The organism is Neobacillus terrisolis (genome assembly GCF_051233475.1).
Lineage (GTDB): Bacteria > Bacillota > Bacilli > Bacillales > Cytobacillaceae > Bacillus_BU.
Window position 1 is genome coordinate 1 of sequence record NZ_JBKFGH010000032.1, and the last position, 25,751, is coordinate 25,751.

The 25,751-nt window shown below is 39.5% G+C and carries 21 protein-coding genes; 7 read left to right on the forward strand and 14 right to left on the reverse strand.

Going from position 1 to position 25,751, the window contains the following annotated elements; translation table 11 throughout:
- Positions 1–170: 170 nt before the first annotated feature.
- Positions 171–659 (reverse strand): GNAT family N-acetyltransferase, encoded by a 489-nt coding sequence (locus tag ACI48O_RS18340; RefSeq protein WP_435563307.1) that lies wholly within the window; start codon positions 657–659, stop codon positions 171–173.
- Between the two features lie 855 nt (positions 660–1,514).
- Between ACI48O_RS18340 and ACI48O_RS18345 the strand changes: the two genes are divergently transcribed.
- On the forward strand, positions 1,515–4,547 hold the full coding sequence (locus tag ACI48O_RS18345) for an efflux RND transporter permease subunit (RefSeq protein WP_435563308.1): 3,033 nt from the start codon (positions 1,515–1,517) through the stop codon (positions 4,545–4,547).
- A gap of 63 nt (positions 4,548–4,610) precedes the next feature.
- Here ACI48O_RS18345 and ACI48O_RS18350 read toward each other — a convergent pair whose 3' ends face one another.
- From ACI48O_RS18350 to ACI48O_RS18370, 5 genes are all read right to left on the reverse strand, one after another.
- A complete protein-coding gene (locus ACI48O_RS18350; RefSeq protein WP_435563309.1) occupies positions 4,611–5,858 on the reverse strand; it encodes a DUF445 domain-containing protein in 1,248 nt (415 codons plus the stop codon).
- A 201-nt stretch (positions 5,859–6,059) separates the two neighbouring features.
- Positions 6,060–6,809: a hypothetical protein gene (locus tag ACI48O_RS18355; protein ID WP_435563310.1), complete on the reverse strand. Its 750-nt coding sequence runs from the start codon at positions 6,807–6,809 to the stop codon at positions 6,060–6,062.
- 213 nt (positions 6,810–7,022) lie between these two features.
- Entirely contained in the window at positions 7,023–8,831 is a 1,809-nt protein-coding gene (locus ACI48O_RS18360) for a carbon starvation CstA family protein (RefSeq protein WP_435563311.1), read from the reverse strand.
- Positions 8,832–8,976: 145 nt separating this feature from the next.
- A complete protein-coding gene (locus ACI48O_RS18365) occupies positions 8,977–9,714 on the reverse strand; it encodes a LytR/AlgR family response regulator transcription factor (RefSeq protein WP_435563312.1) in 738 nt (245 codons plus the stop codon).
- A complete protein-coding gene (locus ACI48O_RS18370; protein WP_435563313.1) occupies positions 9,689–11,473 on the reverse strand; it encodes a LytS/YhcK type 5TM receptor domain-containing protein in 1,785 nt (594 codons plus the stop codon). Before ACI48O_RS18370 ends, ACI48O_RS18365 begins: the two co-directional genes overlap by 26 nt.
- A gap of 336 nt (positions 11,474–11,809) precedes the next feature.
- Between ACI48O_RS18370 and mprF the strand changes: the two genes are divergently transcribed.
- The 3 genes from mprF to ACI48O_RS18385 all read left to right on the forward strand — a co-directional run bounded on the left by mprF (position 11,810) and on the right by ACI48O_RS18385 (position 15,175).
- On the forward strand, positions 11,810–14,410 hold the full coding sequence (mprF, locus tag ACI48O_RS18375) for a bifunctional lysylphosphatidylglycerol flippase/synthetase MprF (RefSeq protein WP_435563314.1): 2,601 nt from the start codon (positions 11,810–11,812) through the stop codon (positions 14,408–14,410).
- 101 nt (positions 14,411–14,511) lie between these two features.
- Complete coding sequence (locus tag ACI48O_RS18380; RefSeq protein ID WP_435563315.1) at positions 14,512–14,784, forward strand: hypothetical protein; 273 nt, start codon at positions 14,512–14,514, stop codon at positions 14,782–14,784.
- A 136-nt stretch (positions 14,785–14,920) separates the two neighbouring features.
- Entirely contained in the window at positions 14,921–15,175 is a 255-nt protein-coding gene (locus ACI48O_RS18385; protein ID WP_435563316.1) for a hypothetical protein, read from the forward strand.
- A gap of 476 nt (positions 15,176–15,651) precedes the next feature.
- On the opposite strand, the gene ACI48O_RS18390 is transcribed toward ACI48O_RS18385, so the two are convergent.
- Positions 15,652–16,413 (reverse strand): N-acetylmuramoyl-L-alanine amidase, encoded by a 762-nt coding sequence (locus ACI48O_RS18390; protein WP_435563317.1) that lies wholly within the window; start codon positions 16,411–16,413, stop codon positions 15,652–15,654.
- A 157-nt stretch (positions 16,414–16,570) separates the two neighbouring features.
- Between ACI48O_RS18390 and ACI48O_RS18395 the strand changes: the two genes are divergently transcribed.
- The 3 genes from ACI48O_RS18395 (at position 16,571) to scfB (ending at position 19,227) form a co-directional block, all read left to right on the forward strand.
- Positions 16,571–17,443 (forward strand): AraC family transcriptional regulator, encoded by an 873-nt coding sequence (locus ACI48O_RS18395; RefSeq protein ID WP_435563318.1) that lies wholly within the window; start codon positions 16,571–16,573, stop codon positions 17,441–17,443.
- 176 nt (positions 17,444–17,619) lie between these two features.
- The gene (gene scfA, locus ACI48O_RS18400; RefSeq protein ID WP_435563319.1) at positions 17,620–17,769 is read left to right on the forward strand and encodes a six-cysteine ranthipeptide SCIFF; all 150 of its coding nucleotides are present in this window, start codon (positions 17,620–17,622) and stop codon (positions 17,767–17,769) included.
- A 78-nt stretch (positions 17,770–17,847) separates the two neighbouring features.
- Positions 17,848–19,227, forward strand: coding sequence for a thioether cross-link-forming SCIFF peptide maturase (gene scfB, locus ACI48O_RS18405; RefSeq protein ID WP_435563320.1), 1,380 nt, complete (start codon positions 17,848–17,850; stop codon positions 19,225–19,227).
- A gap of 77 nt (positions 19,228–19,304) precedes the next feature.
- Here the strand turns inward: scfB and ACI48O_RS18410 are convergent, their stop codons facing one another.
- From ACI48O_RS18410 to ACI48O_RS18440, 7 genes are all read right to left on the reverse strand, one after another.
- A complete protein-coding gene (locus ACI48O_RS18410) occupies positions 19,305–21,362 on the reverse strand; it encodes a transglycosylase domain-containing protein (protein WP_435563342.1) in 2,058 nt (685 codons plus the stop codon).
- A gap of 142 nt (positions 21,363–21,504) precedes the next feature.
- Entirely contained in the window at positions 21,505–21,633 is a 129-nt protein-coding gene (locus ACI48O_RS18415; RefSeq protein WP_435563321.1) for a hypothetical protein, read from the reverse strand.
- 43 nt (positions 21,634–21,676) lie between these two features.
- The gene (locus ACI48O_RS18420; RefSeq protein ID WP_435563322.1) at positions 21,677–21,844 is read right to left on the reverse strand and encodes a hypothetical protein; all 168 of its coding nucleotides are present in this window, start codon (positions 21,842–21,844) and stop codon (positions 21,677–21,679) included.
- 101 nt (positions 21,845–21,945) lie between these two features.
- Positions 21,946–22,392, reverse strand: a complete 447-nt coding sequence (locus ACI48O_RS18425) for a hypothetical protein (RefSeq protein ID WP_435563323.1) — start codon at positions 22,390–22,392, stop codon at positions 21,946–21,948.
- 161 nt (positions 22,393–22,553) lie between these two features.
- Positions 22,554–23,690 carry a glycosyltransferase family 4 protein gene (locus ACI48O_RS18430; protein WP_435563324.1) on the reverse strand — a complete coding sequence of 379 codons (1,137 nt, stop codon included), beginning with the start codon at positions 23,688–23,690 and terminating at the stop codon, positions 22,554–22,556.
- A gap of 67 nt (positions 23,691–23,757) precedes the next feature.
- Entirely contained in the window at positions 23,758–24,285 is a 528-nt protein-coding gene (locus ACI48O_RS18435) for a phosphatase PAP2 family protein (protein WP_435563325.1), read from the reverse strand.
- Between the two features lie 30 nt (positions 24,286–24,315).
- A complete protein-coding gene (locus ACI48O_RS18440) occupies positions 24,316–25,644 on the reverse strand; it encodes a UDP-glucose dehydrogenase family protein (RefSeq protein WP_435563326.1) in 1,329 nt (442 codons plus the stop codon).
- Positions 25,645–25,751 lie beyond the last annotated feature (107 nt).

Sequence of the window (25,751 nt, forward strand, 5' to 3'; positions counted from 1 at the left end):
CCACGTCACCATGGACACCCTTGCGTTAAGCTAACCACTACAACTGCCTTCGTGGCTCGGGACTTACACCCTATAGACTGCACCCATGCCGGGCGCACAACTATCGAAAAAAGCGTCCGGGGACGCTTTTTTGTTTTGCTTATTGGATTAGAATCGATTTTTTTCGTGAGCTAGGTTAAGCTTTTCGTCAAGTTAAACCAGGTCACTCCACCATGTTCGGAGTCCGAAACTCCTTTATTGATGTAACCGTGATTTTCATAAAAGCGAATGAGATTTTCCTTACAGGTTAGCGTTATTGTTTCACGCTGACTTGTTTTGGCTTCATATTCAAGGTTGGCAAGTAACATTGAAGCGACTCCTCGTCCCTGAAAATCCGGGTGTACGGCTAAACCTAAAATGCTTTGATGGCACCCAGACGCTGGATTTTCTTTAATATTATTAAATAAGTCATCTGAAATAAACTCTGTTTCTATGACTGGACCATTGATTAAGCCAACGATCTCTCCATTCTCTTCGGCTATAAAAAAACTATCCGGAATTAGTTCTATCCGCTTTTCAAACGCTGCCTTGGATGCAGCTTCTTCTTTGGAGAAACAAAGGTTTTCAATCGTGACTAGTCTTGGTAGGTCCGTGTTTTTTACATTTCGAATCGTCAGCATGATGTCTATTCTCCTCTTTTTCTATGTAGTGACCGAATTTTGGGATTTTCTTATTAGTTGTGGCATCACGAATCTCCCTTGTGGCCACTTTGGTGATTTTTCTTCTTCGTTTTGGTCACATGAACCGCTCATGTAGCCACTTTTGTGATTTTTCTTCTTCGTTTTGGTCACATGAACCCCTCATGTGGCCACTTTCATGAATTTTCTTCTTCGTTTTGGTCAGTGGGAGCCCGCTACTGACCACTTTTGTGATTTTTCTTCTTCGTTTTGGTCAGTGAGAACTTGCTACTGGCCACTTTGACGGGTTTTCTTCTTTGTTTTGGCCAGTGAGACCAAGCCACTGGCCACTTTCGCGTTTTTTCTTCTTCATTTTGGCCAGTGAACCCCCGCTACTGACCACTTTTGTGATTTTTCTTCTTCATTTTGGCCAGTGAGACCACGCCACTGGCCACTTTGCTGGTTTTTCTTCTTGATTTTGGCCAGTGAGACCGCGCCACTGGCCACTTTGTATTTTTGGTCACTGAACCTCTATGTGACCACTTTGGTGCTACCATTATACAACATATTCCCAGCTCGCTTTTTTCAAATCAATCTGGAGCAAGAACTTTATCTAAGACTTAAGACGTAGAAAAAATTCGGACTCTACAAAAAAGGTAAAACATGTAATATTTAAGACGTTGAACAAATAAAAGTGGTGATAGTGGAAAAAGGTTCAGGGGGGTGAAAACAACTACATCACGATCACGATATTTCAGAAGTGTAAATATTTTATATTTTTTGGAAATATTTGCCACGCTACATCAAAATTATGATATGATTTTACTCGATTTTATTTTTTAAGGAGGAGTGTTATCTGTGTCTATTTTTACAAAATGGGCGTTTCGGAACAAAGCTGCGGTCTCATTGATGACGATTTTAATATTGGCCATTGGGGTTGTGAGCTACTATCGACTGCCAATGGAGTTCTTGCCCTCTGCGGATAATCCGCAAGTAACCATCATTACGATGGGGCAGGGTACGGACTCTAAAACAATGGAAACGGAAGTGACCACTCCGATTGAGCGCTCAGTTACCGGGATCAAAGGTAAAAAATCGGTCTATTCGACAACCGGAGACGGTTTTTCAAAGGTTGATCTATTTTTTGAAGCAGGTTCTGATATGAAACAGGCAAAGCTGGATGTCCAAGAGGCATTAGCCAATCTGCCGCTCCCATCTTACATATCAAAGCCAATTATTTCACAGCTAAATACCTCCATGATTCCCATCTCAAATATCGCGATAACATTTGAAGATGGCCTGACAGCTGAAAACCTAGAATTGGTAAAAGAAAAAATTGAACCGTTATACAAAGACATTGACGGTGTGGCACGAGTCGATACTTACGGGATTGAAGATTCAGTTGTTTCCGTAAAAATCGATAATCAAAAGTTTGCCGAAAAACAAGTATCCCTTCAAGCCGTTATGGGCCTTCTACAAGGTCAAAACACCGCTATTGCTGTCGGTGAAAAGGTCATCGATGGAAAAACAAGTAATATTAAGGTGATCGGTGACTTATCAAGCTTAGAAAAATTAAAAAGCTTACCGGTTGCACCAAATGTAGCACTTAAAGATATCGCAACGATCGAAGAAACAAACCAGTCCAATTTTATTAATCGCTTTAACGGAAACGAAGCCTTAAACATTAGCGTTACAAAGGACAGTCATTCAAATGCTGTAACAATAAGTAAAGACATAGAGAAAGTCACGAAGGAAATCAACAAAAAATTTGATGCACAAGAATCTACTATCTATGTGGCATCCGCTGATATGGTTCAAACGTCTGTTCATACGATGGTAAAAGAAGTTCTCCTTGGTGCTTTATTTGCAACGATTGTCATTATGATTTTTTTGCGTAATATCCGAACTACTTTTATTACGATTGTATCAATCCCGCTATCGCTTTGCTTTACTCTTTTCCTATTGTCACGCTCTGGAGTAACCTTAAATATTTTAACGCTGGGCGGGGTTGCGGTTGCAGTTGGGCGCCTTGTCGATGATAGTATTGTCGTCATAGAAAATATTTACCGCAAAATGCAAACAGAGAAATTTTCCGTTCAAATGGTCATTGATGCAACAAAGCAAGTCGGTGTTGCGATTACGGCCTCTACCTTAACAACAGTCGCAGTTTTCTTACCAATGAGTTTATTAAATGGCGGACTTCAAGAATTCCTATTACCATTTGCGCTAACCGTAACGTATTCCTTGCTAACTTCCTTGCTGGTTGCCTTGACGGTGGTTCCATTAATGAGTGCGGGATTATTGAAAAATACAAAGGTTCCTGAGCATAAGCCTGCTGTTCGCTTTCCAAAGCTTGTCACCTGGTCTCTTAACCATAAATGGATTGTATTCTCGATTTCTTTCCTTCTTTTTATCGGATCGATCGGTGCTTATTTCATAATTCCGAAGGGTGCAGTCGATAATTCTTCTGCAGACTACGTGACAGCGACACTACGCTTTCCAAACGAAACACCTTTCAAGCTCGTAAAAGAAGAATCAATTAAACTAGAAGAATCAGTACGTAAAATGGATGAAGTAAAGTATGTTTTCACCCAAGTAGGATCTTCCGCTGATTTAGCTCAATTTGGCCAAGTCGGTTCTCCAACAGAAGCCGTCTTCAGTATTTTATTAAAAGATAAAGATGATACGGATAAGATCCTCAAACAAATTGAAAACAAGAAAGACCAATATTCGAATGCCGTCTTAGAAGTAGCCACCGCTTCCTTCATGATGGGTGGTTCACGTACAAATATCACCATTGATGTCATTGGCGAAGAGCCCGACCAACTCGAAAACATAGCAAACGATATTAAAGACAAGGTTCAAGACATTAAAGGTGTAGAAGAAGTAACGACTAATCAAGATGAAAAGAAAACAATCTACTCTTTAACGGTTGATCCTGCAAAAAGCAACACAGAACAAATTGCTCAGCAGCTTGGGGTGATGTTAAATCAAACACCGCTCGGAACAGTCAAAATAAATGACAAACAAACAAAAGTAGTTCTAGAACCTTTACTAAACACAAAGACACCTGAGGACTTGAAAAACATTCCTATAATGACCGATAGCGGAATGGTACCAGTCTCTCAAGTAGCATCACTTGAAAAGAATGAAAGCTCAACTAGTCAATTTCATAAGGATGGCGAAACCTACCTTCGTATCTCTGCGACCGTAGATCCTGCTAAGCTCTCTGAAATTTCTACTAAGATTAACGAAGAAATATTCGGTGATAAAAAAGACAATAAAGGGATGGAACTTCCTGACGATGTCGAAGTATTGGTAGGAGGGGCAAGCGCTCAACAAGCAGATGATTTTACCGATTTGTTCTTAACGATGCTTGTATCGATCGGAATCGTATTCTTAATTATGGTGATTACATTCAAATCGATTAAAGCGCCAATTGCGATCTTAGCCTCCCTGCCACTTGCAGCTATCGGTGCGATTTTAGGAATCCTCATCAGCCGAATTTCAGTGGATATTACCGCGTTGCTTGGGGCCCTGATGTTGATCGGAATTGTCGTCACTAATGCGATCGTTCTGATTGATCGTGTTCGCCAAAATGAAGAAAAAATGACGATTCGAGAGGCGATTGTTGAAGCATCTGCAACAAGAATGAGACCGATTTTGATGACGGCCGTTGCGACAATCTGCGCGATGCTCCCGCTTTTATTTAAAGAATCACAGACCGGAAGCTTAGTTTCACAAAGCCTGGCCATCGTCGTCATCGGCGGACTTGCATTAGCAACACTCTTAACTTTAATCGTCATCCCATGCATCTACGAATTGCTCTACTTTAAAAAATCAAAAAAACAAAGAAAGATCAAATCAACAAACGAAGCTCTACCAATGTAAACATAGGGACGGTTCTTCTGCTTCTTTTTGAAGCAGAAAAACCGTCCCCCTGATTACCCCTGATTAGAAAAGAATTTGAATTCCAGTCAAGAACAGCCCAATGATAAAGCCACAGACAGCTCCGTTAACACGAATCCATTGAAGGTCTTTTCCGATTTTGTTTTCCATCATGTCAATTAAGGTTTCATTATCTAGCTTATCTAAATTCTCCTGCACGAGATCCCCAATTTTCGAATGATTATTTTCAACGAGAACAGTGATTTGTTCCTGGATCCAATTATCAATCTTAGGACTGTTTTCTTTTACGATCTCTACAAGATGATTCATCATTGGCATAAAATAAGTATCGGTAAAGGTATCCTCCTCAATAAGTTGTAACACACTGTGTTGAACTTTTTGCAGACTTTCCGTAATGGCTTGATCAGGCTCCCATGTTGCTATTAATGAGGTTTTCCATTTTTCAATCCCGTCAATGAGCTCCTGATTATCGTTCAAACCGGTTATTTCTTTCTGAATATATAAGAGTAATGCTTGTCGATTCGGTTCGTGCTCATGTTTTAAACTATTAACACCAGATAATAAAAGGTTCCGGACTAATTTCCCCATTTTCTCTTCAGTCATTAGATTCTGAACGGATTTAAGGGCAAACTGAAGAAAGCCATCTACCTCGATCTTGTTGAGCACATTCATTGATATTGTACCTAATTGCTGAATCGTACTCCCCTTACTTAACCATATTTCTGCCTTCTTTAATCCATAATCCAAAGCTTTCTTATCAACCTGTTCACTAAGTAAATGCGAACTAACCAATGGAATAAATTTGCTCAATTCTATATTTGTCAGTGCTGACTCAATTTGTTTTTTCACAAACGGGGTCATCTTTTCAGCATCTAGGGAACCAATCATCTTCTTGATGAAGACAATAAGATTTTTCCTAAAACGCTCCGTCTGTATTTCTTTTTCTAACATAACAATTAACTTATCTGTAAAATGAATATGTTTCACTTTTTCATGGATGCTTTCCTTAGAAAGCCAATCATTTTTTAATGTAGAAACGAGTGCATGGGTCATTCTTTGGCGATTATTGGGCAACAAAGCCGTATGAGGGATTCTCAACCCAAGCGGATGGCGGAAAAGCGCCGTAACAGCGAACCAGTCAGCTAAGCCACCTACCAGCCCTGCTTCAAAGCCCCCTTGAATTAAATCAACCCATAATGAACCTTGAAATGGGAGGGTTGAGAGAAAACCAATCCCCATAATGATTAATGAAATTCTTGCAATTTTTCTTGACTCTTTTGTTTGTTTTGGCATCGTATACTCATCCTTACTTTAAATCCATTTACTAAACCCTATCATATAGAAAAAATCCTCTTCCGACTATCTTAATAGTATAACTTGAATAAAAAAATTTCCATTTCTAAGAAATATTTTCTGTTCATGTCAAAAGCAAAGCCTGTCTGCTCGATTTTTCCAGACAGGCTTCTGATATTAATAGTTTAAACGGTACTGACTTCACCTTGATTGTGGACCTAAATATAATCGTTTACTGATGTAGACGGTAATGATTAAAAGCAGGTTAGGATAAAGAATGTAATAATATGTGTCCCACCAAACTAAACTGTGTAAAATCCCGATCATTCTTAGAAAGATTGTCACAGCAAAAATACTAATCGAAATGATGATATATTTCATCCAACCATTTTTCCAATCGAGCTTAGCAAGAATGGTTAAAAGGAGACAAGAGCCTAAATAATAAATAGTCGAAAAGGCATTTGTATCCTGGGAAATATTGTCAAAAAAACCAAAATCATAATAGCGAGCAGAAAAAAACATGATTGGGAAAATGTGAAAGGAAGCTAATAATGGTCCAATGACCAATAATAAAAGTAACGTATGCAATACCCCTTTTTGAGGCTTCATGATCATCCGGTTCAACCATTTCGCAAACGGAAAGTAAAAAATTAGTAGTCCTAACGCTGTGTACTCTATTCTCCACCAGTTATGCGTATAAATTTGTACCTTTAAGAAAAGCCATTCAACTCCGCTAAAGAAGCCTATAAAAGCAACACTCCACACCCAATTCTTTCGTAATACCGCAAGAAAGGTGGCCGCAACTGGCAACGCCAAGGCATTGGAGGCAATTGCGCCTAGATTACTATCATATACCGGATCATGTTTAATAATATGAGGGTAATACTGATAGCAATGAAGGAAAATATATATAACCGCTTCAATTAGGTAACCTGTACCAATCGTTGCCAATAATGTTAAAAAGATTCGGCTACTACGTGTTTTAAAATAAACATAAAGTAAAAGGATGAAGCTTAAAACAGTTAATCCGATATACCAATATGAATTAGAACTAATAAATGCTCACTCCTTTACTTTAATTATTTATAATAGTATTTCACTTTTTAACAGAAACAAACATAGGGGCGGTTCTTCTGCTTCCAAAAGAAGCAGAAGAACCGTCCCCTATGCGACTTCAGCATTAGATTTTTCGACTAGTTCATGTTGTGGAATTTTCATCAACTGAATCCATTTATTGATGGATGCAATCATAATGACAACTCCAAGTGTCAGCATGATGATGGAAATAACTCCGTTTATAACGTTGTAGCCTGGGCTAGCTGAATTTAAATAAACATTTTTAATCATCCAATATCCAGCTACATTTACTGTCACATAAAGGTAGGCAAGCGGTACTAAACAGGTCAGCATATACCATCGTTTATCTGCCACTTTGAGAATGACAGTAGCACCGATAATTAATCCGATCGAAGCCATTAACTGGTTTGATACTCCAAATAATGCCCAGACCGAACTGATGTCACCGGAGAATAGCAGGTATCCCCAGAAGAAACAAGCAATCATACTGGCAATAATGTTAGCAGGCAGTGAATCTGTCCGTTTTAGAGGCTTAATAAAATCGCCTAAGAAGTCTTGAATCAGATACCTTGAAACCCGCGTCCCCGCATCTATAGCTGTTAATATAAACACCGCTTCAAAAAGAATTACAAATTGGTAAAAGAACGATGCCAGATTTCTGAAGAATGGAATTTCAGTGAAAATATAAGTCATACCAACTGCTAATGTAACCGCACCACCTGTTCTGCCGGCAAGGTCCATGCCCACCTCTGAACTAAGCTCATCGAGATGAACGGTTTCCATTCCCAATGTAGCAAATTTCTCCGGTGCAGAATTGATCGCAAAGTAATCAGCGGGCTGCAAGGATACAGCGGCGACTAAGGCCATAACCCCTACCAAGCATTCAACGAGCATCGAACCAAACGCCACTCCTTTAATGTCTCCCCAGCGATTGATCATCTTAGGCGTCGTTCCGGAGCCAACAAATGCGTGGAAGCCTGAAATGGCGCCACATGCGATTGTAATCGAGATAAATGGCCAAACTGGACCAGCCACGATAGGTCCTCCGCCATTAATAAAATCTTTAACGACAGTAGGGAATTGAATTTCTGGGTTGACGTAGAAAACTCCAATAATTAAGGCAATAAATACACCAATTTTCATAAATGTACTTAAGTAATCGCGCGGTGCAAGCAATAACCAAACCGGCAACGCTGCAGCGAAAAATGCATAAATAGGAAGAATAAGTGCTAATGTCGTTTTTTCAAGTGTTAATAAATCACCCAACCATGTTCCGTTCAAATCATGTCCAAAGAAGATGGCAGCCATAATAAGGACAAATCCAACAATGGTCGCCCACTTTAAGTTCCCTGTCTTCTTATGGTACAAGCCAACACCCATCGCAATCGGAATCGTACTTCCTACCGCAAATGTTCCCCATGGGTTTCGCTCAAGTGCACCCAAGACAACTAATGAAAGTCCAGCCATTGTAATCGTGATAATAAATAACATCGCTAAACCTGTACAAAAGCCAGCCACGGGACCAAGCTCTTCTTTTGCTACCTCGGACAACGATTTTCCGTTACGGCGCATCGATGCAAATAAAACAACCATATCATGGACTGCGCCTCCGATAACAGCACCGATTAAAAGCCAAAGTAAACCTGGCAAATAGCCGAATTGAGCGGCCAGGATCGGACCAACTAACGGACCAGCTGCTGCAATCGCTGCAAAATGGTGACCAAACGCCACCCATTTATTCGTTGGTACGTAGTTTTGCCCGTCTTCAAGTTTATAGGCCGGAGTCTGCTTTGAATCATCAAGCTTTAAAACTTTAGCTGCTAAAAACGTACCATACAAACGATAAGCAATTAACAGAATACATATGGCACCTATTACGATCGTAGCTGCATGCATTCTTTCATACCTCCTCCATCATTTTGTTAAGAACACCTTTATCTTACAAAATGAAAACGGATTTTTTCCTTTTTTGCTATGAAATGCAAAAATGGAGAGGTAAGTTGCAAAATAAAGGAGTTGAAATGCAACCAGTCGATCGACACTATAACCCGATATTTTGCTTCAATTCTTTAACATAAGTCCTGCTGACCGGCACTTTGGACCCATCCTTCATTAGAAGATTATAGGTAGAGTTAAACCAAGGCTCAATTTCTGCGATATGGTCCAAATTCACAACATAGCTTCGATGGACGCGAAGAAATTGATCCATGTTCAACTTTTTCTCCAACACAACGAGCGCTTCGTTGACTTTAAATTCTTGCTCCATTGTTTTAATCGTACACTTACCGTCATTTGTTTCTACATAAATAATGTCAGGATGAGTTAATAAAATAATTCTATCATCGACGAGAATGGCTATTTTACCGTTGTGTTCGTTTTTGTTCGGTATATGCATGGGAATCTCCTTATTCCCCATATGCTGGATTTTCCTGATTTTACTTAAAGTTTTTTGAACTCGAGCTTCATCAAATGGTTTTTGGATATAATCGACAGCATTTAACTGAAAAGCCTGAAGCGCATATTCGTCATAAGCCGTCGCAAAGACAATCGCTGGTGCAGGCTCAATCGAATTCAATCGTCTTGCTAAACTTAACCCGTTATCATCGGCAAGCTCAATATCCAAAAACACAAGATCAGGATTAAGCTCAAATATCCCTGAAACCGCATCCTCTATGCAATCACTTTCCCCAATAATCTCAACTTGCTTCGTTTGAATAAGGAGATATTTTAATTCATCTCTCGCCAAAGGTTCATCATCCACAATATAAGCTCTCAGCATGGTTTTCTATATCTCCTTTCCTATCAAATGGAATCGTAATGGTAATATTTGTTCCGAAATTCGCTTTACTTTTAACAGAAAAATGGGCTTGACCGTTATAAATTCCTTTCAGTCGTTCATTAATATTAAAGACTGCCATGCCATTTCCCTTGTTAGAATCCACAACTTGTTTACCCAGCAATTGAACCTTTTCCTCCGAAATTCCCGTACCATTATCCGCAATGATGATATGGATTTGACTGTTTTCAGAAAAAATCCTGATCGTAATCTTCCCTTTTGTTTTACTTCCCGGAAAGCCATAATGAATCGCATTTTCCACTAATGGCTGCAAAGTAAACGGTGGGATTAGGACGTTTTCAAGCCCTGGCTCGATTAATAAATCGACGCAGTATTTATCTGGAAAACGAGTTTGTTCCAAAGATAAATATGCCTTCACATTTTCTAATTCTTTTTCTAACGAAATGACCGTCTGCCTTGCTCCCTGAAGATTGCCACGTATAAAGGAACTCAATTGGATGAGCAGCGTACGTGCTTTATCCGGATCGGTTCTGCACAGTGCCGAAATGGTGTTAATGCTATTAAATAAAAAGTGCGGATGAATCTGTGCTTGCAAAGCCATAATCTCTGCTTCCTTTAAGAGCTTCGTTTGCCGTTCTGCCTCAGCTAGCTCTAATTGAGCAGAAAAAAGATTAGCCAGCCCCTCTGCTAATTCGCGCTGGACCTTATCTAGTTTTCCTGCCTCCGTAAAGTACATTTTCAAAGTACCAACGACCTTGTTTTTCACCTTTAACGGTAAAACAATCGCTTCCTTGAGCGGGCAATCTTCATGCATACAAAAGATCTCTTGTTTCGATGTTGCAACGGAGATATTCCCGCTTTTCAGTGCACTAATCGTCAACCCCGTCACAGGTTTTCCCTTTGGAATATGGTGATCGGATGCGGCTCCGACATGGGCCAAAACCTGATGATTATCGGTAATCGCCACGGCGTCGGCATCCGTCAGCTTTAACATAATTTTTGCGATCGCATTACAGGAATGAATGTTTAACCCTTGACGAAAGAATGGTAAGGTTTGATCAGCGATTTTAAAGGCAAGATTCGTTTGATTTGCACGAGTCCGTTCATCATCACGCATGACCCATTGAATAATGAACATAAACATCAACGTTCCAAACCCATTAACCGCAATCATTGGAAAAGCTATTAGCTCAACTAGGTTCCAGGCCTGGTCAAATGGTTTAGCTGTGGTGAGGATAATCAGCATTTGGATTGATTCCAAGGCTATCCCGGTCGTGACCGCGAAAGCAGAGGTAATCTTTTTGCCATTTTGCTTCCTTTTCATTCCTAAGAAACCCGCTACGATTCCGGCAATGATGGTGGAAATCGCACATGAAAAAGCCGTAAATCCTCCCATGGTAAAGCGGTGGATCCCCGCAATCAGCCCTGCACCGATTCCAACCATCGGCCCTCCTAGTAAACCGCCAATAACAACACCCATAACTCTTGTATTGGCCAGTGCCCCCTCCGAATGGATATCAGATAGCCACTCCGTCTGGCTAATAGTATTTTGATAGATTTCGATTCCCGTATAATTGCTGATCACCCCAAACATCCCAAACAGGAGAATAAGGGCAATTTTCTCATATACTTTGTGATCTCTTTGAACAAGTTGTTGAAAGGACTTCATTTGTAAAAGTAAAAAAGCTACGATAACAATGATTCCAACCTTTTCAAGCATAAACGGAACTAAATTAATCATTTAACCGCTTCCCTTTTTATGTAATGGCTAACTCGCACTAGAATCCATTTTTTTCACATTATACTACAAAAGCCCAACCACTTCTGAATATTCACAAAAGTTTCAGAGGCCGTTCTTCCTTTGAAACACGGGTAGCAAAGGGGACATCAACTTTCTCGAAGCTAATTTCTTGATAGTAGCCAAAAAATTCCAACCTTTTGATACAATTAAAAATAGTTCGAGGTTAGGCTTAACTAAAGAAATTTAATTTTTCCAGAAATCTAGAGAATAATAGCAATGGGACCGGACTATGCTTATAAAAACATGAGTACCGCCATCGCCAAAGGGGTTAATCACATGCTAAAACGGAATAATCTACTCCGCCTGCTTAAAATTTTGATACCGATATTGTTCATAATCTTAATAGGCTTTGAAGGTAAACAGGAACTCCAAAACATTGATCCATCACGATTATTACTGGAAATGAAAAGCATTACCTTTACGAAATTGGCAACAATGTTTTTCCTTGGATTCATAGCAGTTGCAACGATGTCCCTTTATGACCTGATTCTGGTAAAAAAACTTAATATCCACATCCCGCTGCTTAAGTTGTTTAAATACTCATGGATAGCCAACACCTTTAACAATATTTTCGGGTTTGGCGGTTTCACTGGAGCCGGTCTCAGGGGTTCATTCTATAAAAAATACACAAATGATACTCGTAGCCTTGTCTCCTCTATTGTTTGGGTAACCCCTTTCTTACTCACTGGACTTTCCATCTTGGCATGGCTTCCGATTTTTGACATAGTAAGCCTGGCGAGAATCTATAGTAATCATCCATGGATTTTCTATCTGATTTGTGGAATGGCCCTGTATCTACCAGGGTATTTGGTTGTGCTTTATTTTACTAGAAAAAAAGGTCACGGTTCTTCATGGAGCAAATGGAATAACTATGCAATCCTTGCTTCTTTGGTTGAATGGCTTTTTGCCGCCATTTTACTTTGGGGAATCAGTCATGTTCTTGGCAGCAGTGTCCCCTTCCGTTTCATCCTTGGAGTCTTTTTGGCTGCGGCTGCTACAGGAACAATTAGTCTTGTACCTGGTGGTCTTGGTTCTTTTGATTTAATGATGTTAATTGGAATGCACTATTACGGAGTAGATGAACATTTGATTTTAATGATTTTGTTATTTTATCGTGTATTTTATTATTTGGTACCATTTATAATTGGTCTTATTTTTGCTTCAACTGAAGCAGCGATCTACACAAAATCATTACTATTAAACTCAAAATTTGGCCCTTTTCTCACTCGATATAACTATATTCCAGAGAAATACCTTTCCAACTTAAGCCATTGGGCTCTCGCAATACTGGTTTTTTTCAGCGGGATTATCTTGTTGGTATCTGCTGCTACACCAGGAGTACTCGTAAGAATGAAATTTGCAGAAAAACTTCTTTCGGTTCCGATATTGCACCTCTCACACCAGCTGTCTGTTACAGCAGGGATATCCCTTTTGTTGCTTTCACGAAGTATACAGCTCAAGGTAAAGAATGCCTATCAGTTAACGTATTTCATTTTGATTGTTGGCGCCATTTTCACTTTTTCAAAAGGATTTGACTTTGAAGAAGCATTCTTTCTAATTGGAATTGCCCTCCTGTTGAAAGGGAGTAAAAAGCGTTTTTACCGGGAGGGGCATCCCCTATCCTTTCGTGCTTTTTTGATTATGAGTGCCCTTATGATTGGCTCAATGTTGACCTACATTTCAATTGGCTATTTGGACCAGCCCTACGCGAAAATCAGGGTTCCAATGCAAATCAAAGATCTCCTTGTTAAGCAACCGACAGACCTTCTGTTTTCCGCTGTAATTGGATTTGTATTTGCGATTATTTTCAATTTGCTCGGGTTCAGGTTCTTGGCAGGGAAAACAGAACCCCTTCAACTAAAGGTAGGAGACTTGAATGAGTTTCTTAAAAACCACAAAGGGAATGAACTTACTCATCTTGGTTTTCTTGGGGACAAGCAATTTTTTTGGTCGGAGAATTTTGATGTGGTTATGCTTTTTAGTAAAGTATCCGATAAATTAGTTGTCCTAGGTGATCCCATTGGAAATCCCGCTTCCTTTCCAAAAGCAATCGACGAACTTCAGCAATATGCTGACATTAAGGGTTTGACGCCGGTCTTTTATCAGGTGAAAAAAGAGTGGCTTCCTCTCTATCATGAATATGGCTACCAATTTTTCAAGCTGGGTGAAGAAGCGTATGTGGACCTAGATGAATTTAATCTTACCGGAAAGAAAAAAGCCACATTGCGGGCAATCAAAAACAAGTTTATCCGTGAAGAATATATGTTCCAAATTATAGAACCTCCCTTCTCAGAGGAATTTATAACAAATTTGAAGATTATTTCCGACGAATGGCTTGGAAAGAGGATGGAAAAAGGATTTTCGCTCGGCTTTTTTGATCCGAATTATATTCAAAAAGCTCCTGTGGCGATCCTTACAGCCCCCAATGGATCGATCTTAGCATTTGTAACGATTATGCCGAGCTATGACAAAAATAACACTATATCCATTGATTTGATGAGGCACCTAAACAAAGTTCCAAACGGTGCAATGGATATGATTATGATCTCCCTTATGCAGTATGGTAAAGAACAAGGCTATAAATGGTTCAATCTAGGCATGGCCCCTCTCTCCAATGTTGGTAAAAATAAACATGCCTTTTTTGATGAAAAGGTCGCATCAAAAATCTATGAACATGGCAACTATTTTTATCAATTCGAGGGAGTCAGAAAATATAAAGAAAAATTCGCAAGCCGTTGGGAACCGAAGTACCTAGCTTTCAGAAAAAGAACATCACTCCCCATCACAATGCTTCAACTATTAAAACTAATTTCAAAAGCGCAGAAGAAAGGCACAGAGGGGGGCGCAGAAGGGGGCGCAGAGGGACGGTTCTCTTGATTCAATAAAATAATAGATGGTCATTTTCTACCCATTTTTAGTAATGAAATCTAATCCTGCACCATAATAAATAGTAATGAGGCTGGAAAGGATGGATTAGATTGACAAGAAACTATCACTTGGATCCTGGGTATATAACAATTCCTAGCGCTAGTAAGATAGTCAGACAAAAACTAGGCATCGTGACGGATGAAAAATTCTATTATATTAAAATATTGAACGGTGCCAAAAAAGGCTGGTTTAGCGGAAAAATGCACGGGAGAAGAATGTTTCAGGTGCGAAGAAATGAAATCATCCAATATGCCGAGGAGTTGCTGCAAGCAGAAAAATATAATCTATTTACTTTTGGAAGTCATACCAGTAAAAATGAATAACTATTGACCATTATTGCACATAAACACATTTTATTGAGATAATAGTTTAGAATCCTTCCGAAATAATGATGTAACTTTCTGTATAATTGTTGTATTATTCTAAATAATAAGACAATTATACATGAGGTGATTCTTGTTGAAGAAAATGATCCAGTTATTATTCGGAAAACCATTTAAAAAAGAAAATAGTTTTATTTCTAAATATTTCAGATTTACGTATTGGGGAATGATTGCTTTTTACTTTTTCTCATTAAGCCTGCTTGGATTAAGTACATTTTATAATATAAGTGCCCTAACTGGATTGGTTATTTGGGGTGTTTTCCTGCCGGTTACTTTCAGATTAACCTATAATCTCGTTGGTAAACTGAACGGCTTAGAAAAAGAAGGATGAGATTCGCAGCCAATCCGGTTAAATCCTACTATCTATCACTTTAATTACAATAGCTAAGATATTGAGCGGACATAGAGGCCCTTATTTTAACAAAATAAACCTTTTTCTAGACTTTAGAGGACACAGAATCCGTTATTTACAGAAAAACCACTGTTTAATGCCGATTTTTGATCAAATAGCGAATCTGTTGTCCGCTTAGCCTATCAAAACAACCTTTTTCGTGAAAATAAGGGCACTGATGTCCGCCAAAAAATAATTGCCAATTAAAATGCAGGAAATTATACAGGAGTACACCATTCATTGAACCTCAACAAATAGATATATTCATGAAAAATGACTAACAAATTACCGTGCAATTTGTTAGTCATTTTTTATTACATTTTTAATGTTTGCTAAAAGGTTAAGGAACACTGTATCAAGATGTTAGGCCCTTTAACTATTAATATATCAGGTATTTTCCCAACAAACACGTATACCTATTCCTGGTACACAAAAGCGTCAAATCCAGCATTCTTTGCTCTGTTTGCCAATTCAATCGCATTTTCTTTTACTGTGAAGGCCCCGATCTGAACTTTATACAGGTTGTCTCTCAGTAATACAATCGCGTCAAACCCTTTGGCTTTTGCCTCGTTTGCAAGACTATCTGCATTGGATTTATTACTAAATGCCCCGATTTGAACTTTATATAAAGTCGTAGGTTTTTTAATTAAATTAAAAGCTCTTGCTAAGCCATTAGCGTGTCCTCTCGCAATACTGGCTAAAAAGCTTGCGGACTTCAATTTGCTGGCATCATTCGCATTATCAATAAACCCATTTTCAGTTAATAATGCTGGCATATTGCTTTCTCTTAACACATGAAAATTGGCTGTTTTTTGACCACGATTTGTAAAATTTGTTTGCTTAATGACCTCTTCATGGATGATAGATTGATATGTGGTCGTTGGTGCTCCAACTCCTGGATAAATATAACTTTCGAAGCCTGTCCCGCCACCTGCATTTATATGAATGGATAGGTAATAGTCTGCGCCCCATTGGTTAGCAGCATCTGTTCTTTGACTTAGACTCACTGTCTGATCACTTGTCCTACTTAAAAGCAACGAAACACCTTCATATTCATTTACGAGGATATCTCTAAGTGATAAGGCTATTTGTAACGTTAGATTTTTTTCTTGCAAACCGTTCCCCACTGCACCAGGGTCTGAGCCCCCATGACCTGGATCAATAAAAATTTTCACCATATTGTATTTTCACCTCCGTACCTATAATATGAATTAAATTATAGGATTGCTTGGACACTACTATATGATAAGTTCATACACCCTACATAATCGGGCACGGATTGTCGGATGGATACTTTCTGTTCCTGCTATTCTTTTGATAAAGGAGGTCAAATAAATGGATTTGCTTAAAAACATGAATGGAGCACTAAAGTATATTGAAGATCATCTGACTGGAGAAATAGATTTTAAAGAAGTGGCCAGGCAGGCGTTTTGCTCCGAGTATCATTTTAAAAGGATGTTTTCTTTTCTTGCCGGCATTTCTCTATCAGAATACATCAGACGCAGACGCCTTACTCTTGCAGCATTTGATCTTAAAGACACAAACGTAAAAGTCATAGATATTGCAATCAAATATGGGTATAACTCTGCTGACTCATTTACACGGGCTTTTCAAAATTTACATGGCGTGACTCCGTCAGAGGCCAGACAGACAGCCTATTCACTTAAAGCTTTTCCTCCAATGACCTTCCAGCTTTCAATTAAAGGAGGAACTGAAATGAATTATCGAATCGTTGAGAAAGAAGCATTTCGGATTATCGGGATTATGAAAAGAGTTCCAATTATTTTTAACGGAGTGAACCCTGAAATTGCCTCGATGTGGCAAAGCTTAACTATGGAAAAAATAAATAAGCTTAAAGGTCTATCCAATGTCGAACCAATCGGACTTATTAGTGCATCTACCAATTTTTCTGAGGGTAGAATGGAAGAAAAAGGAGAGCTGGATCACTATATTGGTGTAGCAACAACAAAGGAATGTCCCGAGAACATGGCACAGTTGGAAGTTCCAGCATCAACTTGGGCTGTATTCGAAGCAATCGGGCCATTTCCCGAAACGCTCCAAAATATTTGGGGACGAATCTATTCCGAATGGTTCCCTTCCTCCAACTACGAACAAAAAGAAGGTCCAGAAATCCTCTGGAACGAGAGCAAGGATACTACCTCACCAACCTTCAAAAGTGAAATTTGGATACCGGTTTTGAAAAAGTGACACGGGGACGGTTCTCGTGCGTCCAAAAGGACGCATGAGAACCGTCCCTCTGTTTCCCTCTGTTTCCATTGACGGAAACTCTTGGTATTGCTAGAATTATCCTGACATAACTTTTATAGATTCAGAGATTTGAATCTAAATCTATAAAAACATATTAATCAAAGGAGTAATACATAATGAAAAGAATCGTAACACTTAGCACTCGAAAACTGATCGATACTGTGAAGCATGGTGGATGTGGAGCATGCCAAACATCTTGTCAATCAGCTTGCAAAACTTCTTGCGGAGTTGCTAATCAAAAGTGTGAAAACACAATGAACCATTAAGAAGCATAAAAATTACCGCCCAACTGCCAGACAGCTGGGCGGCCCTTTTTATGTTCAGAAGGAGCCTGATTATTTAGTATGATTCATCAATATAAATTAAACGGATACAACATTGTGCTTGACACCTACAGTGGATCGGTCCATGTCGTGGACGACCTCGCCTATGATATTATCGCACTTTTCGAGCACACTCCAACAGAAGAAATTGTAAACATGATGGTAGAAAAGTACGCACAAGATTCTGCAATCTCAGAAAGTGAAATTCGTGAAACGATCGCCGCTGTTGAAGAGCTTAAACAGGATGGACAACTCTTTACAGAAGATGAATATAAGAATCTATCCGTAGATTTAAAATCCCGAAAGACTTATCTAAAAGCGCTCTGCTTTAATGTTGCCCACACCTGTAACCTTTCCTGTGACTACTGCTTTGCCAGCCAGGGAAAATACAACGGCGACAGAGCGATCATGACCTTTGAGGTTGGAAAAAGAGCAATCGATTACCTCCTTGAAAACTCCGGACATCATCGCAACCTCGATATCGACTTCTTCGGGGGCGAGCCGCTGATGGCCTGGGATGTTGTCAAACAGGTAGTGGCTTATGCGAGAAACAAGGAAAAAGAATACAAAAAGAACTTCCGTTTCACGTTTACCACAAATGGCATGCTGCTAAACGATGAGGTAACCGAATTTTTGAATCAAGAAATGTACAATGTCGTATTGAGCCTTGATGGTAGAAAAGAAGTCCATGACCGTCTTCGTAGAACGGTAAATGGTAAAGGCAGCTACGATTATATCGTGCCGAAGTTCCGAGAATTCATCGAAAAACGTGGCGACAAAGAGTACTATGTCCGTGGGACCTATACCCACAACAATGTTGATTTCACCAATGACATCTTTCACATTGCTGATCTTGGTTTCGACAAGCTCTCGATGGAGCCAGTTATCTGTGACCCACGGGAACCTTATGCACTCACCGAGAAGGATCTCCCGGAAATTTACAACCAATATGAAATTCTCGCAAACGAAATGATCAAGCGCGATGAAAACGGTAATGGTTTTACCTTCTACCATTACATGCTTGACCTGTCAGAAGGACCATGTATCCAAAAAAGACTGACTGGATGCGGCTCCGGAACCGAATATCTCGCAGTGACACCATGGGGTGAGCTCTTCCCTTGCCACCAGTTTGTCGGGGATAAAGAATACAGCATGGGTAACATCTGGGACGGAATCACGAAACCAGAGATTCAATGCCAATTTAAAGAAAACAATTGCTATTCGAAGCCAGAATGTCAGGACTGCTGGGCCAAACTTTACTGCAGTGGCGGCTGCCCTGCCAACGCCCTGCACGCAACAGGCTCTCTAAATGGAACCTACGACTTTAGCTGCGACATCTTCAAAAAGCGAATCGAATGCTCAATGATGGTCAAAGTAGCAGAATCCATGCGAGAAATGTAAACAGAGGTGTAAACAGAGGGACGGTTCTCCTGCTTCAAAAAGAAGCAGGAGAACCGTCCTCTCACTTTACCCTCGCTTTAATCTCTCTTCTTGCCCTCTTTCTTCTTTCCTTTTTTGTCCTCGTCCTTATGATTTTTCTCTTTCTCTTTCTCTTTCTCTTTCTCTTTCTCTTTCTCTTTCTCTTCTTCTCTTTTTCTCCGTTTTTCCTCTTCCTTTAAGAGGTCACTAAGCTGTTTTTCAATGGAGGATAATTTGAATTCAGTCTGCGAAAGTTCCGATAAAGACCCTGAAAGTACTTCTTTAAAAATTTTAGTTACAGTAGATCCACTTGAGTCGACTAAATAATGATTTTCATCCGTCTTATCGTATCCCAGCCAAACTGCTCCTACAAGTTCTGGAGCGTAGCCGACAAACCAATGATCCTTTGAACCACTTGCGTTGGCAAAAGGAAGTTCTGTTGTACCAGTTTTTCCGGCTATCTCCAAACCATCTATTTGAGCCTTTACTCCTGTACCTTCTTCCACAACCCCCTTAAGCATATAGGTGATTTTCTGGGCTACAGCAGAATCCGTCACTTTAGTAGCATTATGATTCCACTTTGCAATAACAACTCCATCGGCGTCTTCAATTTTTTGGATAGAATGTGCTTCCACCCTTACTCCATTATTGGGGAATGTGGAATACGCTTGAGCCATCAATAACGGTGAAACCCCTTCATTCATGCCACCAAGAGCTAAACTAGGATTATAATCCGCTTCAGTTAATTTAATTCCAAAGCGCTCCACTGCGTTCGTACTGTAATTGAGGCCCATTCTCTGCAATAACCATACCGGTGGTACGTTGTAAGAATGAACAAGTGCATCATACATTGTAACCTCCCCACGGAATTTCCGATCATAATTCATAGGCTTATATCCATCTATTTCAAGAGGCACATCCTTCAATTTATCAAAAATATCATAACCTTGTTCTAAAGCAGGAGTATACGCAGCCAGTGGTTTCATCGTTGACCCTGGTTGGCGTTTTAACTGAGTGGCACGATTAAAGCCTCGAAATGTATGTTCTCCTCTTCCCCCTACAAGTGCATTTATTCCACCAGTTGAAGGGTTAATGAAAATGGCTCCACTTTGTAACAATTGGTCCTGTTCACTTACTGGAAACAACGCTTCATCCTTATACACCTGTTCAACTGCATTCTGTATAGTAGGATTTAATTCCGTATAGATATGAAGGCCACCTGAAAGTATTTCATTTTCTGTAAGCCCATATTTTTTTATTGCCTCTTCAATAATGTTATCTACATAATATGGGTATTTCCCTTTATATTCATCGATCTTTTTACCCGCTAAGACAATAGGCTGTTCTTTTGCTTTAACTATTTCGTTTTTACTGATATAGCCTTCCTGTTCCATTAACGATAATACAATATTTCTCCGCTCCACCGATTTTTCCAAATCTTTTAATGGGGAGAGATAGGAAGGCGCTTTTATAATCCCAGCAAGCATTGCCGACTCACCAAGTGTCAATTCACTAACATCTTTACCAAAATAAGTTTGTGCAGCCCGCTGAATCCCCCATGCACCTTCTCCAAAATAAATCTGATTCAGGTACCGCTCGATAATTTCGCTTTTTGAATAAGTTCGTTCAATTTTTTTTGTCAAAATCAGTTCTTTAAACTTTCGAGTGTAAGTTCGTTCATGCGTTAAAAATGCATTTTTGGCTAATTGCTGTGAAATGGTACTTCCTCCCGCTACAACTTCACCACTTAATATGTTTTGGGTTAATGCCCGAATAATTCCAAAGTAATTTATTCCGTTATGTTTATAAAACCGCTGATCTTCTGTAGCAATAACGGCATTTATAACATCTTGAGGAATCTGTGTAAATCGAACTCCTTCAATATTTGAAGCGGCAATCTTACTTGCTACACCGCCATTCTGATCATAAATAATTGTTGGCTGTGGAGCAGGAGCATCCAATTTACTGACATCACTCGTCCATATTAAAATATTGAGTAAAAGAAAACCAATTAATGCAACCGCCGTACCAATCGTTAATATCTTCAACTTCATACTTTTAGAATTCAACTTACTCCATATCTCTTTTTGTGATTTTCGTTGTTTCCTTCTTTCCATTCTTCCCACGTTTTTGTTCCTACCTTCTAATCCGTTGATGTTCATACCTATATTATTCATAGGATCTAGTCCTTTTGTGACCGTAAAAACAGAGGGACGGTTCTCCTGCTTCAAAAAGAAGCAGGAGAACCGTCCCCATGTTTCACTTTTTCTTTACATCATCATTTGGCGAATTACCTGTTCCGTTTTTGTTTTTGCTATTTGGTGTACCAAATATTTGATTATCTTTTGTTATTTTGGCTCCCTCTAAAAAGTTATCCTTGGTTTTCATTCTGATCATCTCCTATATTTTATTGACCAACAACCATTACCTATTATCTAATTCGCCCCTTAATCCCGTTATCACCAATAATCGTCTCACCAATTTTCGGCTTACTTGCAAGCTTGGAGTCCTTTGTTTCAATTTTATTCTCCGCTTCAGTATCTCCAGTTGATATTAAAGGTTCTCCTACAAAATCATAAGAATTTCCGTTTTTTTGCATTCTTAACTCTCCTTTCTACCTTTCCTATTATCTGTTCAGCAGACACGAAACATGCACGAATTACAGCCAGACTTCAGAGGGCCAAGGCTTTGATTTATATCCTATCTAGAAAGCTGTTCTTCCACATCTTTTCTTATTCTCCCCATCCATTTATCCAACTTTTCATTGTCAAAAAGATCATTCAGTACCATTTGGCAATGTAAAATAAAGTGGAGATTTTTCTGTTTATAAAAAAGTTTGAATTTTGAGCTTATCGAAGGTTTCCCGGTCGAAGAGCTCCCTTGGATTGAAAATTCACTTTCAAGTTTCGTTCCCAACTGTTCTTCTTTTAATACACTTTGACTTAGCAAAAATAGGTCCACAATCCGTTCAACTACAACCGATAAAGCAATATTAATCGATTGGGCAATTTTATCCTCTTGATACCGTGCGAAAACATCTTCAATCTTAGTAAGCTTCATCCCGTTTTCATGCAAATAATCAAAAATCGAATAAAGAAATACTTCGCGAAAATCGTCTGCGCTAAAATCATGAATCGTTTCGTTCAATGTGATCACCCTTTATATTTCGTTTTCCCTTCTATGATATTTTTTTACATTAACAACAAAACATTCAGGATTTTAATAATTTAAACATGACTAAAGCAGCCGCCACAGCAACTGCTTTAAAGGTTTCCGACATTAAACTTCAACAAAACAGCCCTTACTCACTAAGCAAATTTTGCATGTCTTTCACTACCAATGACATCTTCATAAGACGATAGTAAATTTTCAAATATATGCTCCCACTTTTGTGTTAAAGCATACTTCCTGCCTTCCATGCCCATTTGAAATCGGAGACTATCATGATTCAGCAGCATCTGGATAGCATCTAGGAACTCTTGAACATTTCCCGGCTCAACAAGTTTTCCTGTTAAACCAGATTGGATGATGTTTTTAACCCCACCGGCTTTTGCGCCAACTACAGGAGTCCCGCTTGCTAACGCTTCAAGGACAACATTCCCAAATGTTTCAGATGAAGATGGAAAGACAAAAACGTCTGAAGCAGCATAAACCTCTGCCAAAACCTCGCCTTTTAAATAACCGGTAAAGAGCATATTTGATGGGGCTTCTTTCTCCAATGTTTCACGGAGAGGGCCATCGCCGACGAGCAACCATTGTACGTTCATATCCGCTGGAATCAGCCTTGCAAGCTCTAGAAGAAGGCTAACATCTTTTTCAGGGGCTAATCGTCCAACATAGGTAAGCAGGTGCTTTCCTGTCACCCCTAACTTTCTTCGGACTTCATGCTTATTGTAGAAAGGGTGAAAAAGCTGACAATCCACCCCTCTCGGCCATAATTCAAGCTTCGTAAACCCATGGCGCTTAAGCTGGATCATTGTTTCATAAGAGGGAACAAATACTTTTTTAAACGGACGATGAAACCAATTCATGTACTTCCAGAGGTATTTTGCGAGAAAAAGGAGATCATAATATTGCAGATAATAATGAAAGTCAGTGTGGTAGGAGCCGACAAGGGGAATGTTAAGCTTCTTGGCATAATAGACACCACAAAGACCCATATTAAAAGGAGTCGCTACATGGATCAAATCCGGTCCAAAGCTTTGCAGTTCTGACTTAATATCGAGGAGATTCGGGAACGCCAACCGACATTCGGGATATAAGAAAAACGGCAGACTTTTAAAACGATAAAGTTGGCTTGAAACATATTCCTCAGAATGCGTATCAGGTGCAAAAATCTTAACTGAAATATTTTGTGAAGCCAAATAATCGGTAAATCGTTTAAGAGTCCCTGCCACACCATTGATGTCCGGATAAAAGGTATCAGTAAATAACGCAATCTTCATGTTATCCCCTCCACAGAAACCCAATAGTATTCTTTTTCTATTAAAAATAAGGATGAACCTGGCACAGTTACATCACTAAATAGTAGCAAATTGTCCCTGTGCCAATACCTAAAACGGCTCCTGCTAAAACGTCTGATGGATAATGAAGCCCTAAATAAATTCTAGAAAGACCGACACTTAGTCCTAAAGGAATCAGGAATACAAACAGGTGTGGAGCTAATAACCCCAAAGGCATGATTACAGAAAATATAGCCGTTGTATGTCCAGAAGGAAACGAGTGATCTTTAAGCGGATTGGCAGGAAACCTCGTTTTTTCCAAAATCAAATAAGGTCTTTTCCTCGGATAAAGCTTTTTGGCTAGTTGAACCGGAATATGGCTTACAGCTAAAGCAAGCGCACTCGACATAGCAGCTATCCTCGTTTGATTAGAACTTAGAAAAATAACCACGAGTGTCGTTGCAACCATAAAGCTGGCCCCACCAACATGAGTAATCCACCGGAAAAAGAAATTTAACAACCTTTTATCAAAATGTCGGTTTACTTCCTTAAATAAACGGCATTCATAATCGTAAAATGAATACATAATTTTATTCACGGTCATCTCCCCTCCTCTCTTTTTAAGTAATTATAAAGAACTTTTTCGATATTCGTGAATGATAGCCGGGCGCCCAATGGAAATATAGGTTAGCGGATACTGTTCTATTTTTTCAAGTGGATAACAATTACGTCCATCAATGATAATGGGCTCCTTCATGTATAAAAGAAAGAAATCGAGCGGCGTATGTTTGATTTGATCCCATTCGGTTGCAATAATCGCGAGTTCTGCTTCAAGAAGAGCGGTTTGAATCTCAGTGGTGTATTCAATTCTATCTCCTAAAATATTTTGTGCATTTCGTACCGCAACCGGGTCATATGCCGTAATAACCGCCCCCTCTTCAAGCAAATCGTTCACAATCGTTAATGAAGCGGCCTCCCGAACATCATCTGTATCGGGTTTAAATGAAAGACCAAGCACAGCAACTTTTTTTCCACGCAACGACCCGATTAGTTCCTTCGCTTTTTTTACCGGTAGTGAATGCTGATGATTGTTCACTTTAATAACGGCCTCTAGCAATTCAAAGGGGTGTTCAACATTACCTGCGAGCTGAACAAGTGCGTTCGCATCCTTCGGAAAGCATGACCCACCGTAGCCAATTCCCGCTTTAAGAAAGCTTCGGCCGATGCGATGATCTCCGCCAATTCCATTGGCCACCTCTTCGATATTCGCCTCAACCTTCTCACAAATGGACGCGATTTCATTTATAAAACTAATCTTTGTTGCCAAAAACGCATTGGATGCGTATTTAATCATTTCTGCACTTCTTATGTCAGTCTTCATGATCGGGATTTTAAATGGAATAAACAGTTGTTCGACAACACCACTTGCCCATTCGCTGTCACTGCCAATTACGATACGATCGCCATATAAAAAATCAATGATCGCTGAACCTTCACGCAAAAATTCCGGATTCGCAACGACTTCGACCTTAAGATTGGGCGGCTTTGTACTATTCATAATGTGCTTAATTTGATCGTTCGTCCCAACCGGTACTGTGCTCTTCGTACAAACAATTACATCATTTTCGATTGAGTTGGCAATGTCAGATGCTGCACCGTAAATGTATTCAAGATCGGCGGAACCATCTGGTTTTTCAGGGGTTCCAACCGTTATAAATACAATCTGTGCGTTACGGTAGCCGAGTTTAAGGTTTGTTGAAAAATGCAGTCGCCCATTGTGCAAATTGCGTTTTAATAAAGGCTCTAGTCCCGGTTCATAAATCGGTGACCTCCCCTCTTCAAGCAACGCGATTTTCTCTTCTTCAATATCAAGACAGGTCACATCATGGCCCATTTCGGCCAAACAAACTCCGGTGACAAGCCCAACATATCCCGTTCCAGCAACTGCGATTTTCATCCAATTCCTCCCTTTTTAAAAAACTTGTTAGCTTTATTTTATTAGAGGAATAAGAAGCAAATTTTGATAGAGCGTAAAGAATATGTAAATTTTAGCAAAATCAATAA